Source organism: Pantoea dispersa (genome assembly GCF_019890955.1).
Classification (GTDB): Bacteria; Pseudomonadota; Gammaproteobacteria; order Enterobacterales; family Enterobacteriaceae; genus Pantoea; species Pantoea dispersa.
Genome location: NZ_CP082346.1, coordinates 3,946,465 through 3,962,228 on the forward strand (window position 1 = coordinate 3,946,465; position 15,764 = coordinate 3,962,228).

At 56.3% G+C, this 15,764-nt stretch carries 11 protein-coding genes, 1 tRNA gene and 3 rRNA genes; 3 read left to right on the forward strand and 12 right to left on the reverse strand.

Annotation, left to right across the window (positions count from 1 at the left end):
- Window positions 1–109: 109 nt before the first annotated feature.
- From dsbA to K7H94_RS18410, 3 genes are read right to left on the reverse strand one after another with little or no spacing between them, the layout of a single operon-like run.
- Window positions 110–739 (reverse strand): thiol:disulfide interchange protein DsbA, encoded by a 630-nt coding sequence (gene dsbA / locus K7H94_RS18400; RefSeq protein WP_021507125.1) that lies wholly within the window; start codon window positions 737–739, stop codon window positions 110–112.
- A gap of 26 nt (window positions 740–765) precedes the next feature.
- Window positions 766–1,752, reverse strand: coding sequence for a serine/threonine protein kinase (locus K7H94_RS18405; protein ID WP_222952067.1), 987 nt, complete (start codon window positions 1,750–1,752; stop codon window positions 766–768).
- Between the two features lie 46 nt (window positions 1,753–1,798).
- The gene (locus K7H94_RS18410; RefSeq protein WP_021313943.1) at window positions 1,799–2,074 is read right to left on the reverse strand and encodes a YihD family protein; all 276 of its coding nucleotides are present in this window, start codon (window positions 2,072–2,074) and stop codon (window positions 1,799–1,801) included.
- A 71-nt stretch (window positions 2,075–2,145) separates the two neighbouring features.
- Between K7H94_RS18410 and mobA the strand changes: the two genes are divergently transcribed.
- Complete coding sequence (mobA, locus tag K7H94_RS18415; RefSeq protein ID WP_021507127.1) at window positions 2,146–2,718, forward strand: molybdenum cofactor guanylyltransferase MobA; 573 nt, start codon at window positions 2,146–2,148, stop codon at window positions 2,716–2,718.
- Window positions 2,718–3,221: a molybdopterin-guanine dinucleotide biosynthesis protein MobB gene (mobB, locus tag K7H94_RS18420; RefSeq protein WP_222951451.1), complete on the forward strand. Its 504-nt coding sequence runs from the start codon at window positions 2,718–2,720 to the stop codon at window positions 3,219–3,221. The genes mobA and mobB overlap by 1 nt, the downstream gene beginning before the upstream one ends.
- Before the next feature lie 86 nt (window positions 3,222–3,307).
- Here the strand turns inward: mobB and rrf are convergent.
- The 4 genes from rrf to K7H94_RS18440 form a co-directional block, all read right to left on the reverse strand.
- Window positions 3,308–3,423, reverse strand: a 5S ribosomal RNA gene (gene rrf, locus K7H94_RS18425).
- A 197-nt stretch (window positions 3,424–3,620) separates the two neighbouring features.
- A 23S ribosomal RNA gene (locus tag K7H94_RS18430) occupies window positions 3,621–6,526 on the reverse strand.
- 214 nt (window positions 6,527–6,740) lie between these two features.
- Window positions 6,741–6,815 (reverse strand) — tRNA-Glu (locus tag K7H94_RS18435).
- 88 nt (window positions 6,816–6,903) lie between these two features.
- Window positions 6,904–8,445, reverse strand: a 16S ribosomal RNA gene (locus K7H94_RS18440).
- The 16S, 23S and 5S rRNA genes sit together here with 1 tRNA gene alongside, the layout of an rRNA operon.
- A gap of 545 nt (window positions 8,446–8,990) precedes the next feature.
- Here K7H94_RS18440 and mdtD point away from each other — a divergent pair.
- Window positions 8,991–10,394, forward strand: a complete 1,404-nt coding sequence (gene mdtD, locus K7H94_RS18445; RefSeq protein WP_021508168.1) for a multidrug transporter subunit MdtD — start codon at window positions 8,991–8,993, stop codon at window positions 10,392–10,394.
- Here the strand turns inward: mdtD and rbsR are convergent.
- From rbsR to rbsA, 5 genes are all read right to left on the reverse strand, one after another.
- The gene (gene rbsR / locus K7H94_RS18450; protein ID WP_369597187.1) at window positions 10,391–11,383 is read right to left on the reverse strand and encodes a ribose operon transcriptional repressor RbsR; all 993 of its coding nucleotides are present in this window, start codon (window positions 11,381–11,383) and stop codon (window positions 10,391–10,393) included. The two genes, mdtD and rbsR, sit on opposite strands and share 4 nt — an antisense overlap.
- Before the next feature lie 4 nt (window positions 11,384–11,387).
- The gene (gene rbsK / locus K7H94_RS18455; protein ID WP_058770712.1) at window positions 11,388–12,317 is read right to left on the reverse strand and encodes a ribokinase; all 930 of its coding nucleotides are present in this window, start codon (window positions 12,315–12,317) and stop codon (window positions 11,388–11,390) included.
- Between the two features lie 64 nt (window positions 12,318–12,381).
- A complete protein-coding gene (gene rbsB, locus K7H94_RS18460; protein WP_021508171.1) occupies window positions 12,382–13,257 on the reverse strand; it encodes a ribose ABC transporter substrate-binding protein RbsB in 876 nt (291 codons plus the stop codon).
- Window positions 13,258–13,284: 27 nt separating this feature from the next.
- On the reverse strand, window positions 13,285–14,256 hold the full coding sequence (gene rbsC / locus K7H94_RS18465; RefSeq protein WP_222951452.1) for a ribose ABC transporter permease: 972 nt from the start codon (window positions 14,254–14,256) through the stop codon (window positions 13,285–13,287).
- Complete coding sequence (gene rbsA, locus K7H94_RS18470; RefSeq protein ID WP_058758228.1) at window positions 14,253–15,761, reverse strand: ribose ABC transporter ATP-binding protein RbsA; 1,509 nt, start codon at window positions 15,759–15,761, stop codon at window positions 14,253–14,255. The genes rbsC and rbsA overlap by 4 nt, the downstream gene beginning before the upstream one ends.
- Window positions 15,762–15,764: the final 3 nt, after the last annotated feature.

Below are 15,764 nucleotides of genomic sequence, written 5' to 3' on the forward strand. Positions count from 1 at the left end.
AGGGATGAATGGCTTAGTGAATTAAGGATATGGTGTGGGTTGGTTTCACTGTAGCGGCGGGTGATAACCGCGCCGCTACAGCATAAGCCATCGCGTTGTCAGCGCTTAATTACTTTTTCTCAACCAGGAATTTCACGACGTTGGCATAATCCGCCACGAAGTTATCCATTGAGCTGGTGTCCAGGCCGCCGTTGTTAACCATGTATTTGCCGTTAACGAAAATCGCCGGTACGCCCTGCAGATTAACATCCGAGGCCGCTTTCTGCTGCTGTGCGACCAGCGCCTTCACGGCGAAGCTGTTCCACGCTGCATCGTAATCTTCAGAGGTGATACCCGCTGCTTTAATAAAGGTTTCTTTCAGGCTGGCTGCGTCGGTAATGGTCTGGGTCTTCTGGATGCCGTCGAAAATCGGTGCGGTCACTTTATCTTCCACACCCAGCGCCATTGCCACTGCCCACGCATGCGTGACCACCGGACCGAAGTCGCCGCCGAGAAAATCAACGTGATATTTGGTCACTTTGGTATCCGCTGGCAGATTCTTTCTCACCGCATCGCTGACGTGGTAAATGCGTTCAAACTGGTAGCAGTGCGGGCAGAAGAAGGAGAAGAATTCCATAACCTGCGGCTCACCGGCGACCGGTTTTGGCAGCGTAACGTACTGTTTACCGTCGTTGAACTGTGCCGCTGAGGCGCTAAATGCCAGCATCAAACCTACCAGCGCAAACCAAATCTTTTTCATCGTGAGAACATCTCCTGAGTACTTCATTAAAATTGCGGGCTAAGCTGTAACGGCGGTTCGTGTAACAGCCTTTCCTGCTCGATAAATAGTGCAATCTGCCGGCGCCAGAAGTCCTCATCGGTCATCCAGGGGAAGGCGCGCGGAAAAGCGGGATCCTGCCAGCGGCATACCACCCAGGCCAGATAATAAACCATGCGCATGGCGCGTAAAGACTCAATCAGTGTCAATTCGTGTAAATCGAAATCACCAAATTCGTTATACGCTTCCAGCAAAATATCCCACTGGATCAATTGCTCCTGACGGCTGCCGTTCACCAGCATCCACAAATCCTGCACTGCCGGACCGGTGCGCGCGTCATCGAGATCGACAAACATCGGCCCATCGCGCCACAGAATATTGCCGGGATGGCAGTCACCGTGCAGCCGGAGCGGTTGCCACTGGCTATGCCAGCTCTGCTGCAGCGTGGCGCTGAGTTTATCTAACGCCTTCAGTAGCGCCTCCTTCAGCGAGGCAGGCACCAGCGTGCTCTGTTCCAGCTGCAGACGTGGCTCAACCACATACTCCTGCAGGCCCAGAGTGGGCCGCTGGCGGAACGGGCTGTGGCGTCCGGTTTGATGGATACGGCCAAGGAAACGACCTACCCACTCCATCTGCTCTTCATTGTCGGTTTCATACTGCCGGCCACCGAGGCTGGGGAACACCGCGAACATAAAGCCAGCGTGCTGATTGAGCGTAGTGCCCTGTAGCGCCAGCGGTGCGGCAACCGGCACTTCATCGTCCAGCAGATCCTGAGCAAACCGATGCTCTTCAGCGATCTGCGCGGCGCTCCAGCGCTGCGGACGATAGAACTTAGCGACATAGCGTCGCTTATCCTCATCGCTGAACTGATAGACGCGGTTTTCGTAGCTGTTCAGGGCGGTTAAGCCGGACTCGACCCGCAGACCGGCATCCCAGAGCGCATCGAGGATGACGTCGGGATTCAGCGTCTGAAAATTAAAAGCGGCTTCGCTCATCATTGTGCCTGTGTGTTACCTGTGCGTTGAACGCGCAAGGATAACACTACTCATCATCCTTGATCACACCGCGCGCACGTAATAGCGCGCTTTTGAAGTCCACTTCATAATCTTTCTTCAGACCCGGGATCACAGCCTGACTACCGGCATCACGCATTTTGAGATGGTAAATCAATACGTCATCGCTTAATTCACTTAATGGGCCACTGAAACCTGATTCCTGCGCCAGTTTTTGTAAAAATGCCAGCAGGTTGAGATCGGGTTCTTGCTGCCAGGCAGGCTGCAGCAGTTCGAGCAGTTCATTGAGTCGGTGATATTTCATCATTGATTCCTTTGCGCAGGTGGTTCGCTACCGCGAGTTAAGTATCGTCCAGAATAAACAGGGAGACGAAGATGACCGCATTTACCGGTGTGATCCTCGCAGGCGGGCAAGGCAGCCGTATGGGAGGTCAGGATAAGGGCTTGCTGCCATTACAGGGCAAACCGCTTTATCAGCACGTTCTGCAGCGTTTACAGCCGCAGGTCAATATTGTGTTGATTAGCGCCAACCGTAACATTGATCGTTATCAGGCAAGTGGTTGTCAGGTTATTCGTGATTCGCTGCCTGATTATCCCGGTCCGCTGGCAGGAATGCTCAGCGGCCTGCGGCACAGCCAGACCGAATGGGTGGCGTTTTGCGCCTGCGATACGCCGTGGCTACCGCAGGATTTTGTTGCACGGCTGTGGCAGCAGCGTGGTGCAGCCGCCGCCGTGTGGGTGACATCGGGTCAGCGTGATCATCCGGCGCTGGCCCTGGTGCATCGTGCGCTGGCCGATGATCTGGAAGCGTGGCTGCTGCGCGGAGAACGTCGTCTGATGCAGTTTATGCGAGAACATGGCGGACACGGCGTACTGTTTGATGATGATGAAGCCGCCTTCCGCAATATCAATACGCCTGACGATTTGGTTAATGAGGAAAGTGCGTGATGAGTGTGCCGTTACTGGCGGTGGTGGGCTGGAGTGGCACCGGCAAAACCACCCTGTTACAACAGGTGATTCCGCTACTGAGAGCGCAGGGCATTCGCCCCGGGCTGATCAAGCATACCCATCATCAGATGGACATCGATACGCCGGGAAAAGACAGTTATCTGCTGCGCAAAGCGGGAGCCGATCAGGTGATCGTCGCCAGCGAACAACGCTGGGCGTTAATGTGTGAAACGCCACAACAGCCGCTTAGTTTAGCGCAGCTGGCAAGCCGTATGGACGCTGCATCGCTGGATCTGGTGCTGGTCGAGGGGTTTAAACAGGAACCCGTGCCCAGGATGGTGCTATGGCGGCGCGGCGTTAAGGGGGAAATTGACGAATTACTGGACGAGTGGGTGATTGCCGTTGCGACGGATGAAGCGTTAGCGCTTCAGGTACCGGTGCTGGATATTAATCAGCCTGATCAGGTTGCAGAGTATATTGTTCAATGGCTAAAAAACCGCTAATCACGCGGTTTTTGGCGGGAAATTTGCCGGAGTACGGACGTAAAAAAGCCCCGGACTCTCGTCCGGGGCTTCTTCACGGGTTTGATGCCTGGCAGTTCCCTACTCTCGCATGGGGAGGCCCCACACTACCATCGGCGCTACGGCGTTTCACTTCTGAGTTCGGCATGGGGTCAGGTGGGACCACCGCGCTGTTGCCGCCAGGCAAATTCTGTTTTCGTCCGCGTCTTTCGCGCTCTGACTGCGTTACCCCGCTCGCGCCGCTCAGTCACATACTCGTGTATGCTCCTTCACGTCGTCTCGCGTGCCGCCTTGTCACAGCACAAAATCCACTGGACGTAATCCGGTGAACAAAGCTGAAAATTCTTTCGGTCTCTCAGACCAAAACGCCTCTGGCGTTGTAAGGTTAAGCCTCACGGGTCATTAGTACCGGTTAGCTCAACGCATCGCTGCGCTTACACACCCGGCCTATCAACGTCGTCGTCTTCAACGTCCCTTCAGGACCCTTAAAGGGTCAGGGAGAACTCATCTCGGGGCAAGTTTCGTGCTTAGATGCTTTCAGCACTTATCTCTTCCGCACTTAGCTACCGGGCAGTGCCATTGGCATGACAACCCGAACACCAGCGGTGCGTTCACTCCGGTCCTCTCGTACTAGGAGCAACCCCCCTCAATTCTCCAGCGCCCACGGCAGATAGGGACCGAACTGTCTCACGACGTTCTAAACCCAGCTCGCGTACCACTTTAAACGGCGAACAGCCGTACCCTTGGGACCTACTTCAGCCCCAGGATGTGATGAGCCGACATCGAGGTGCCAAACACCGCCGTCGATATGAACTCTTGGGCGGTATCAGCCTGTTATCCCCGGAGTACCTTTTATCCGTTGAGCGATGGCCCTTCCATTCAGAACCACCGGATCACTATGACCTGCTTTCGCACCTGCTCGAGCCGTCACTCTCGCAGTCAAGCTGGCTTATGCCATTGCACTAACCTCCTGATGTCCGACCAGGATTAGCCAACCTTCGTGCTCCTCCGTTACGCTTTGGGAGGAGACCGCCCCAGTCAAACTACCCACCAGACACTGTCCGCAGCCCGGGTAACGGGCCTACGTTAGAACATCAAACATTAAAGGGTGGTATTTCAAGGTTGGCTCCACGCAGACTGGCGTCCGCGCTTCAAAGCCTCCCACCTATCCTACACATCAAGGCTCAATGTTCAGTGTCAAGCTATAGTAAAGGTTCACGGGGTCTTTCCGTCTTGCCGCGGGTACACTGCATCTTCACAGCGATTTCAATTTCACTGAGTCTCGGGTGGAGACAGCCTGGCCATCATTACGCCATTCGTGCAGGTCGGAACTTACCCGACAAGGAATTTCGCTACCTTAGGACCGTTATAGTTACGGCCGCCGTTTACCGGGGCTTCGATCAAGAGCTTCTCCTTGCGGATAACCCCATCAATTAACCTTCCGGCACCGGGCAGGCGTCACACCGTATACGTCCACTTTCGTGTTTGCACAGTGCTGTGTTTTTAATAAACAGTTGCAGCCAGCTGGTATCTTCGACTGGCCTCGGCTCCGGGAGCAAGTCCCTTCACCTACGCGCCAGCGTGCCTTCTCCCGAAGTTACGGCACCATTTTGCCTAGTTCCTTCACCCGAGTTCTCTCAAGCGCCTTGGTATTCTCTACCTGACCACCTGTGTCGGTTTGGGGTACGATTTCGTGTTACCTGGAGCTTAGAGGCTTTTCCTGGAAGCAGGGCATCAGTTACTTCACCGCCGTGGCGGCTCGTCGTCACGCCTCAGTGTTAAAGAAGACCGGATTTGCCTGGTCTTCACACCTGCACGCTTAAACCGGGACAACCGTCGCCCGGATAACCTAGCCTTCTCCGTCCCCCCTTCGCAGTAACACCAAGTACAGGAATATTAACCTGTTTCCCATCGACTACGCTTTTCAGCCTCGCCTTAGGGGTCGACTCACCCTGCCCCGATTAACGTTGGACAGGAACCCTTGGTCTTCCGGCGAGCGGGCTTTTCACCCGCTTTATCGTTACTTATGTCAGCATTCGCACTTCTGATACCTCCAGCGTGCCTCACAGCACACCTTCAGCGGCTTACAGAACGCTCCCCTACCCAACAACACATAGTGTCGCTGCCGCAGCTTCGGTGCATGGTTTAGCCCCGTTACATCTTCCGCGCAGGCCGACTCGACCAGTGAGCTATTACGCTTTCTTTAAATGATGGCTGCTTCTAAGCCAACATCCTGGCTGTCTGTGCCTTCCCACATCGTTTCCCACTTAACCATGACTTTGGGACCTTAGCTGGCGGTCTGGGTTGTTTCCCTCTTCACGACGGACGTTAGCACCCGCCGTGTGTCTCCCGTGATAACATTCTCCGGTATTCGCAGTTTGCATCGGGTTGGTAAGCCGGGATGGCCCCCTAGCCGAAACAGTGCTCTACCCCCGGAGATGAGTTCACGAGGCGCTACCTAAATAGCTTTCGGGGAGAACCAGCTATCTCCCGGTTTGATTGGCCTTTCACCCCCAGCCACAAGTCATCCGCTAATTTTTCAACATTAGTCGGTTCGGTCCTCCAGTTAGTGTTACCCAACCTTCAACCTGCCCATGGCTAGATCACCGGGTTTCGGGTCTATACCCTGCAACTTAACGCCCAATTAAGACTCGGTTTCCCTTCGGCTCCCCTATGCGGTTAACCTTGCTACAGAATATAAGTCGCTGACCCATTATACAAAAGGTACGCAGTCACCTAACAAGTAGGCTCCCACTGCTTGTACGTACACGGTTTCAGGTTCTGTTTCACTCCCCTCGCCGGGGTTCTTTTCGCCTTTCCCTCACGGTACTGGTTCACTATCGGTCAGTCAGGAGTATTTAGCCTTGGAGGATGGTCCCCCCATGTTCAGACAGGATACCACGTGTCCCGCCCTACTCGTCGGACTCACAGCTCATGCATCTTCGTGTACGGGGCTGTCACCCGGTATCGCGCGACTTTCCAGACGCTTCCACTGATGCACAAGCTGATTCAGGTCCTGGGCTGCTCCCCGTTCGCTCGCCGCTACTGGGGGAATCTCGGTTGATTTCTTTTCCTCGGGGTACTTAGATGTTTCAGTTCCCCCGGTTCGCCTCGTTAACCTATGTATTCAGTTAACGATAGTGTGTCGAAACACACTGGGTTTCCCCATTCGGACATCGACGGCTGTAGCGGTTCATATCACCTTACCGTCGCTTTTCGCAGATTAGCACGTCCTTCATCGCCTCTGACTGCCAGGGCATCCACCGTGTACGCTTAGTCGCTTAACCTCACAACCCACAGGCGTTTTGCAACGCTGCAGACTGCAAGCATTTGAGAGACCCGAACGCATCGCCATTTCATTCTTATTACGGAGAATGAACACGACGCGTCGTTTCAAATTTTCAGCTTGTTCCGGATTGTTAAAGAGCAATATCTCAAACACGACGTTACCGTCAGTTTTGAGATATTCTGTGGAGACACCTTTCACCTGTCACCAAGCAGTGGCGTCCCCTAGGGGATTCGAACCCCTGTTGCCGCCGTGAAAGGGCGGAGTCCTAACCGCTAGACGAAGGGGACACAAAGTGTCACGACTTCGCAGCCGTCCTGCTCGTTACTTTTCTATCAGACAATCTGTGTGAGCACTTCGCGGGAAGGTATCTTCAGGTAAGGAGGTGATCCAACCGCAGGTTCCCCTACGGTTACCTTGTTACGACTTCACCCCAGTCATGAATCACAAAGTGGTAAGCGCCCTCCCGAAGGTTAAGCTACCTACTTCTTTTGCAACCCACTCCCATGGTGTGACGGGCGGTGTGTACAAGGCCCGGGAACGTATTCACCGTAGCATTCTGATCTACGATTACTAGCGATTCCGACTTCATGGAGTCGAGTTGCAGACTCCAATCCGGACTACGACGCACTTTATGAGGTCCGCTTGCTCTCGCGAGGTCGCTTCTCTTTGTATGCGCCATTGTAGCACGTGTGTAGCCCTGGCCGTAAGGGCCATGATGACTTGACGTCATCCCCACCTTCCTCCGGTTTATCACCGGCAGTCTCCTTTGAGTTCCCGGCCGAGCCGCTGGCAACAAAGGATAAGGGTTGCGCTCGTTGCGGGACTTAACCCAACATTTCACAACACGAGCTGACGACAGCCATGCAGCACCTGTCTCAGAGTTCCCGAAGGCACCAAAGCATCTCTGCTAAGTTCTCTGGATGTCAAGGCCAGGTAAGGTTCTTCGCGTTGCATCGAATTAAACCACATGCTCCACCGCTTGTGCGGGCCCCCGTCAATTCATTTGAGTTTTAACCTTGCGGCCGTACTCCCCAGGCGGTCGACTTAACGCGTTAGCTCCGGAAGCCACGCCTCAAGGGCACAACCTCCAAGTCGACATCGTTTACGGCGTGGACTACCAGGGTATCTAATCCTGTTTGCTCCCCACGCTTTCGCACCTGAGCGTCAGTCTTCGTCCAGGGGGCCGCCTTCGCCACCGGTATTCCTCCAGATCTCTACGCATTTCACCGCTACACCTGGAATTCTACCCCCCTCTACGAGACTCAAGCCTGCCAGTTTCAAATGCAGTTCCCAGGTTAAGCCCGGGGATTTCACATCTGACTTAACAGACCGCCTGCGTGCGCTTTACGCCCAGTAATTCCGATTAACGCTTGCACCCTCCGTATTACCGCGGCTGCTGGCACGGAGTTAGCCGGTGCTTCTTCTGCGGGTAACGTCAATCGGCAAGGTTATTAACCTCACCGCCTTCCTCCCCGCTGAAAGTACTTTACAACCCGAAGGCCTTCTTCATACACGCGGCATGGCTGCATCAGGCTTGCGCCCATTGTGCAATATTCCCCACTGCTGCCTCCCGTAGGAGTCTGGACCGTGTCTCAGTTCCAGTGTGGCTGGTCATCCTCTCAGACCAGCTAGGGATCGTCGCCTAGGTGAGCCATTACCCCACCTACTAGCTAATCCCATCTGGGCACATCCGATGGTGTGAGGCCCGAAGGTCCCCCACTTTGGTCTCGCGACGTTATGCGGTATTAGCTACCGTTTCCAGTAGTTATCCCCCTCCATCGGGCAGTTTCCCAGACATTACTCACCCGTCCGCCACTCGCCACCCAAAGAGCAAGCTCTTCTGTGCTGCCGTTCGACTTGCATGTGTTAGGCCTGCCGCCAGCGTTCAATCTGAGCCATGATCAAACTCTTCAATTTAAGTTTGATTTGCTGCAACCAGTGCAGCGATGCTCTGTGAATTAAACTTCGTAATGAATTACGTGTTCACTCAGCAAAGACTTGATATTTTTTAAAGCCCGGTTAGGCTTGTGATATCAATCCTGCGAGTGCCCACACAGATTGTCTGATAAATTGTTAAAGAGCGGTGCGACGCGGCGTTCGGCCTGCTGTCGCGAGGTGGCGTATATTACGCTTTCCTCCTTCAGAGTCAAACACTTTTTTCAGCGTTTTTCTCCGGCGGGGTGAATCACTTCACGCCCTGCTGAGCCGTCTGCGTTGCCGCTTTGCCGTCTCAGTGGTGGCGCATTATAGGGCGTTAATCTGAAGTGACAAGCATTTCCTGAAAAAAATTGACTGAAAGCTACTTTTTTATACGAACGCGGTAAAAACAGACATTTCCCGTCTAATAATCAGGCAAATCAGCTCTCACAGCGGCACAAATCAGCGCCATCGTCGCAGCGACCGATGCTATCCTGTTTAACTTACGCTCTTTGCTGACCGATTTTCTTCAAGAAGGATTTTCAATGATTCGCTCCGCGCGCAGTATGGCCGGCCTGCCCTGGATCGCCGCCATGGCGTTTTTTATGCAGGCTCTCGACGCCACCATCCTGAATACCGCGCTTCCCGCCATTGCCACCAGCCTTGAACGTTCCCCACTCGCCATGCAGTCCGCTGTCATCAGTTATACGCTCACGGTCGCGATGTTGATTCCGGTCAGCGGCTGGCTGGCCGATCGCTTTGGCACGCGTAAGGTGTTTATTGTGGCGGTTTCCCTGTTCACGCTCGGGTCACTGGCCTGTGCGCTGTCCGGATCGCTGAGCATGCTGGTGGTTTCGCGCGTGGTGCAAGGCGTTGGCGGAGCAATGATGATGCCGGTAGCGCGTCTGGCGCTGCTGCGCGCCTATCCGCGCAGCGAACTGCTGCCGGTACTCAACTTCGTCACCATGCCCGGCCTGGTCGGACCGATTCTTGGCCCTATGCTCGGCGGTCTGCTGGTCACCTACGCCAGCTGGCACTGGATCTTCCTGATTAATATTCCTATCGGCATCGCCGGCATCTTCTATGCACGCAAATATATGCCAGACTTCACCACGCCAAAACGCCGCTTCGATTTCGGCGGCTTTATGCTGTTTGGTTTTGGCCTGGTGCTGATCTCCATCGGTATTGAGCTGTTTGGCGAGCGTATCGTATCGCCGTGGCAGGCGGTGCTGGTGCTGGTCAGCGGCGTGGTATTGCTGCTGCTCTATATTATGCATGCGCGCCGCCATCCGGCTCCGCTGATTAGTCTGCCGATGTTTAAGACACGCACGTTCTCCGTCGGGATTATCGGTAATATTGCCGCGCGTCTCGGTACTGGCTGTATTCCGTTCCTGATGCCGCTGATGTTACAGGTAGGATTTGGCTATCCGGCGATCATCGCCGGCTGCATGATGGGCCCTACGGCGATTGGCTCGCTGCTGGCTAAATCCACCGTGACTCAGGTGCTGCGCCGCTTTGGCTATCGTAAAACGCTGGTGGGCATTACGGTTATCATCGGCGTGCTGGTCGCCAGCTTCGCGCTGCAGTCGCCGGACGGAAGCATCATCATGTTGCTGGTGGCGCTGTTTGTACTGGGCATGGCGATGTCCACCCAGTTTACCGCCATGAATACCATCACGCTGGCGGATTTGAATGATGAGAACGCCAGCGGCGGCAATAGCGTGCTGGCGGTAACGCAGCAGGTGTCGATCAGTTTTGGCGTGGCGGTCAGCGCCGCCGTGCTGCGCTTTTACCAGGATTTTGAGAGCACCACGGTGCAGCAGTTCCACGCCACCTTCTTTACCATGGGCGTGATTACCGTGCTGTCGGCGCTGGCGTTTCTGATGTTACGGCCGGGTGATGGCCGTAACCTGATCGCCAACCGCGAGAAAACGCGTAAAAGCAGTTAAACCGAACCGCGCTCCACCAGCTCCGGCGTCAGCACCAGCGTTTGCTGGCTGGCGTCGGGATCGCTCATACGATGAATCAGCGTATCAATGGCCAGCTCGCCCAGCTCATCTTTCGGCTGATGAATGGTACTGAGCGGCGGCGTCAGATAGCGCGCCAGCTCAATGTTGTCATAGCCCATCACCGCCATATCCTGCGGCACGCGCAGTCCCGCCTGATACAGGGCGTGATAGACGCCCACCGCCATCGCATCGTTGCTGGTAAACACCGCCTGCGGTGGCGGATCGAGCGCCAGCAGCTGATTCATGGCGTTAAAACCGCCCTGAAATTCGAAATCGCCGTCCACCACATAGCCCGGCGGCACCGCCAGCCCACTGGCAGCCATCGCCTGATGAAAACCGTCCAGACGCAGGCGCGCCGGGGTTTTATCCAGCGGCCCGGCAATACAGGCGATGCGGGTGTAACCGCGATCAATCAGATACTGCGTAGCCAGTTCGCCGCCCAGCAGCGCGTTATCCTGAATAATATCGCCGCGCCCTTCAAACGGCGCCCAGTCCATCATCACCATCGGCACCGAAGGATAGCGATTAAGGATGTCGGCGGAGGGCAGATGGGTTTCCGTGCACATCATCAGCAGGCCATCCACGCGCTTCTGCATCAGCGTTTCAAGGCTGCGATTCATGCGCTCTTCATCGCCTTCGGTATTGCACAGAATCAGGCTGTAGCCGCGTTCATAGCAGCTGTTCTCTACACCGCGCACCACCTCCGAGTAGAACGGGTTGCTGCTGGCGGTCAGTAACATGCCAATGGTGCGCGTTTGCTTGATCTTCAGGCTGCGCGCCAGCGCCGACGGCGCGTAGTTTAATTCGCGAATCGCCTGTTCCACTCGGTCGCGCACCTGTTCACTAACAAAACGGTTGTTGTTGATAACGTGCGAAACGGTGGAGGTGGAGACGCCCGCCAGACGGGCGACATCTTTCATGGTAGCCAAGCGCTTAACCCTGTTGCTGCAGGAATGCGTCAATCTCAGTGCGCCACGGCACTGAGGGCTGTGCGCCCGGGCGCGTCACGGCAATGGCTGCCGCCGCATGGGCAAAACGGACCGCATCCTGCATCGCCACGCCTTCCAGCCGCGCGGTAATGAAGGCACCGTTGAAGGTATCACCGGCAGCGATGGTATCCACCGCCTGCACGCTGAAGCCGGGAATACGCTGTCCCTGGCCCTGCTCGCTGAGCCATACGCCGCGCCGGCCCAGCGTAATCAATACGGTATCGATGCCTTTGGCGTGCAGCGCCTGGGCTGCCCGCGCCGCGTCGTCGTCGTCGTTGACGGCGATACCGGTGAGGATTTCCGCTTCGGTTTCATTCGGCGTAATGATGTCGATCAGCGCCAGCAGCTCATCAGAGAGCTGGGTCGCCGGTGCCGGATTGAGGATCACCTGAGTGTGACTGGCGCGCGCGATGCGGGCCGCAGCCAGCACGCTGTCCAGCGGCGACTCCAGCTGCATCAGCAGCGCATCGGCCGAACGAATTACCTGCTGGTGGCGCTCCACACAGGCTGGCGTCAGCGCCGCGTTCGCGCCTGAGTAGATGCCAATGTTATTTTCGCCTTCGCCATTCACGAAGATCATCGCCACGCCGGTGGCTTCCTGCGCCACGGTTTCCACCGGAGCGGTATCAATCTGGTCCTGCTGCAGCTGCTGGCGAATACGTTCGCCGATGTCATCAGCACCCACGCAGGCAATAAAAGCAATGTCAGCGCCGGCCCGGCCAGCCGCGACGGCCTGGTTGGCCCCTTTACCGCCAAAGGCAACCTGATACTGTTTCCCGATCACCGTTTCACCCGGACGGGGAAAATGGGCGAGGTTGAGGATGTGGTCGGCGTTGATGCTGCCGAGTACCGCCAGTTTTGCGCTTTTGCTCATAGGGAGTTATCCAGGAAGTTGCGCCACCGCGAGGGTGGCGCGTTGCCATGCTTTTCTTTGGGTTTTATTTAGTAACCAGTTTCAGGTCAACCGGGTTGATCGCCTGCACTTTTTCGCCCTTCAGAACTTTATCTGCGGTATCGACGCCAATCATACCAATCTTGTCTGGCATCTGTGCAACGGTCGCGCTGAGTTTACCGGATTCTACCGCCTTCACGCCGTCCGCGGTGCCGTCAAAGCCCACCACCAGCACGTCGGTTTTGCCTGCGGTCTGTAGCGCACGCAGTGCACCCAGCGCCATTTCGTCGTTCTGGGCAAAGACTGCCTGCACGTCCGGATGCGCCTGCAGCAGGTTCTGCATCACGTTCAGACCTTTAGTACGGTCGAAGTCGGCTGGCTGGCTGGCCAGCACGTTGAATTTGTGCGCGTCAGCGGCCTGCTTAAAGCCTTCACCACGTTCGCGGGCAGCGGAGGTGCCGGCAATACCCTGCAGCTCAATGATTTTCGCGCCGTCGCCCAGTTTCTTCGCGATGAAATCGCCAGCCATTTTGCCGCCGAAGCGGTTATCAGACGCCACGTGGCTGACAACTTTCCCCTGCGCCGCCATACGGTCCAGCGTAATCACAGGGATGTTCGCCTGGTTAGCCATTTTCACGGCGTTACCGACCGCGTCAGAATCCGTTGGGTTGATCAGCAGCAGTTTGGTGCCGCGCACGGTGAGATCCTGCACGTTTGCCAGCTCTTTTGCCGGGTTGTTCTGTGAGTCGAGCACCACCAGGTTATAGCCCAGCTTATCGGCTTCTTTCTGTGCGCCATCTTTCAGCGACACAAAGAACGGGTTATTCAGGGTTGAGACCACCAGCGCAATCGTATCCTTAGCCATCGCGCCAGCACTGAGGGTGGCGCCAAGGATGACGGCCAATGCAGTTAACTTTTTCATTTCTTTAATCCTGTGTGAAGGTCAGAGTTACTTACTGCTTTTGTTATCCACCAGCACCGCCAGCAGAATGACGACGGCTTTGACAATCATCTGGTAGTAAGACGATACGCCCATCAGGTTGAGGCCGTTATTGAGGAAGCCGAGAATCAGCGCACCGATCAGCGTGCCCATAATGCGCCCTTTACCGCCCGCGAGGCTGGTCCCGCCCAGCACCACCGCAGCAATCGCATCCAGTTCATAACCGGTGCCCGCCGTCGGCTGCGCCGAAGAGAGACGCGCCACTTCGATGGTGCCCGCCAGCGCCGCCAGCAGGCCGCACAGCGAATAGACGATGACTTTAACGCGGTTAACGTTGATGCCGGACAACCGCGTGGCCGCTTCGTTACCGCCCAGCGCATAGATATAGCGGCCGAGGCGGGTGTGATGCAGCATGTACCACGCCAGCGCGAACACCACCGCCATCAGCCATACCGGCGTCGGAATGCCCAGCGGACGGCCAATGCCGAGCCAGCCAAACAGATCGGCGTTATCGCTGAAGCCGGTGTTGATCGGACTGCCGTTGGTGTAAACCATGGTGACGCCGCGCAGCAGCAGCATCATCACCAGCGTAGCGATAAACGCCTGCACCTTGCCGCGCGCCACAATCACGCCGGTAATGGCACCAATAAAGGCGCCGAGCGCCAGCGATGCCGCCACGGCCACCAGCGCATTAACTTCCAGCCCGACAATCGATGCCGCTACCGCGCCGGTCAGCGCCAGCAGCGAGCCGACCGAAAGGTCGATGCCTGAGGTCAGAATCACCAGCGTCATGCCCACCGCCATGATGGCGTTGACCGACGTCTGCTGCAGGATGTTGAACATGTTGGGCAGCGTGAAGAAGTTCGGGCTCTGGCTGGCGACCACGGCGATCAGCACAATCAGTGCGATCAGCGATTTCTGCTCCAGCAGCCAGGCTTTGCTGAACCAGCGACGGCTGGCAGGTAAGGTTTGGGTACTCATACAACTAACTCCTCGCTGTGTTGCTTACCGACCGCCGCTGCCATCAGGGATTCCTGGGTAGCCTGCTCACGGGAAAATTCGCCACTCAGATGGCCTTCATGCATCACCAGAATGCGGTCGCTCATGCCCAGCACTTCCGGCATTTCCGACGACACCAGGATGATGCTCAGCCCTTCGGCTTTAAACTGGTTAATTAACTGATAGATCTCTTTTTTCGCCCCGACATCGACGCCGCGCGTCGGCTCGTCGAGGATTAGCACATCCGGGCGCGTCATCAGGCCACGCGCAATCGCCACTTTTTGCTGATTACCGCCAGACAGCAGACCGATCGGCTGCATCATTGACGGCGTTTTCACATTGAACAGGCGGATAAAATCGCCCACCGCCAGCTGCTCTTCGGCGTGCTTCAGGCCGCCATCGGCGCGGCTGAAGTAGCGCAGCGCGGTCAGCGACATGTTCTCTTTGACCGACATACCGAGCACCAGTCCGTCACGCTTACGGTCTTCCGAGATATAGACGATGCCGTTGGCCAGGCCGTCCTGCGGCGAGCGGGTGACAATCTCGCGGCCGTTGAGCGTCACTTTGCCGTGCGTACGCGGCAGCGCGCCGTACAGCACCTTCATTAATTCGGTGCGGCCCGCGCCCATCAGACCGGAGATGCCCAGAATTTCGCCCTTACGCAGGGTAAAGCTGACATCTTCTACGCCCGGTCCGCTAACGTGCTCGACCCGCAGCCGCACCTCGCCCGGTGTCTGATCGAGATGCGGATACTGATCCTCAAGCTTGCGGCCGACCATCATTTCGATCAGGCCCTCTTCGCTGAGATCGCCTACCGCGCGCTCGGCAATAAACTGGCCGTCACGGAACACGGTGACGTCATCGCAAATCTCAAAGATCTCTTTCATGCGGTGGGAGATATAAACAATGCCGCAGCCCTGCGCTTTCAGCTCATTGATGACGCGGAACAGCGACAGGGTTTCGGTATCGGTCAGCGCGTCGGTCGGTTCATCCATAATGATGACCTGCGACTCGAAGCTGAGCACTTTGGCGATCTCCACCATTTGCTGGTCGCCAATCGACAGATCACCCACCAGCTTGTGGCTGCTGAAGCGCAGATTGAGGCGCTTTAACAGCGCATCCGCCGCGGCATACATCTGTTTCCAGTCGATGCGGCCAAAGCGGTTAACGAATTCACGGCCGAGGAAAATATTTTCCGCAACGGTCAGCTGCGGGATCAGGTTCAGCTCCTGATGGATGATGCCGATGCCGGCTTCCTGAGACGCTTTCGGCCCGGAGAACGTCACTTCTTTGCCCAGCCAGTGCAGCGAACCGGCGTCCATGCTGTAGATGCCGGTCAGCACCTTCATCATGGTGGATTTGCCCGCGCCGTTCTCTCCCACTAACGCCATCACGCGCCCGGGATAAACCGCCAGCGACGCGCCGTTGAGCGCCTTCACGCCGGGAAATGATTTTTCAATTCCCCTGAGTTGCAATAACGGTTGCATAGC

What these genes read in the sequence shown, in the direction of transcription:
- dsbA (WP_021507125.1), bottom strand. Translation starts at nt 739, where the DNA reads ATGAAAAAGATTTGGTTTGCGCTGGTAGGTTTGATGCTGGCATTTAGC.
- K7H94_RS18405 (WP_222952067.1), bottom strand. Translation starts at nt 1,752, where the DNA reads ATGAGCGAAGCCGCTTTTAATTTTCAGACGCTGAATCCCGACGTCATC.
- K7H94_RS18410 (WP_021313943.1), bottom strand. Translation starts at nt 2,074, where the DNA reads ATGAAATATCACCGACTCAATGAACTGCTCGAACTGCTGCAGCCTGCC.
- mobA (WP_021507127.1), top strand. Translation starts at nt 2,146, where the DNA reads ATGACCGCATTTACCGGTGTGATCCTCGCAGGCGGGCAAGGCAGCCGT.
- mobB (WP_222951451.1), top strand. Translation starts at nt 2,718, where the DNA reads ATGAGTGTGCCGTTACTGGCGGTGGTGGGCTGGAGTGGCACCGGCAAA.
- mdtD (WP_021508168.1), top strand. Translation starts at nt 8,991, where the DNA reads ATGATTCGCTCCGCGCGCAGTATGGCCGGCCTGCCCTGGATCGCCGCC.
- rbsK (WP_058770712.1), bottom strand. Translation starts at nt 12,317, where the DNA reads ATGAGCAAAAGCGCAAAACTGGCGGTACTCGGCAGCATCAACGCCGAC.
- rbsB (WP_021508171.1), bottom strand. Translation starts at nt 13,257, where the DNA reads ATGAAAAAGTTAACTGCATTGGCCGTCATCCTTGGCGCCACCCTCAGT.
- rbsC (WP_222951452.1), bottom strand. Translation starts at nt 14,256, where the DNA reads ATGAGTACCCAAACCTTACCTGCCAGCCGTCGCTGGTTCAGCAAAGCC.
- rbsA (WP_058758228.1), bottom strand. Translation starts at nt 15,761, where the DNA reads ATGCAACCGTTATTGCAACTCAGGGGAATTGAAAAATCATTTCCCGGC.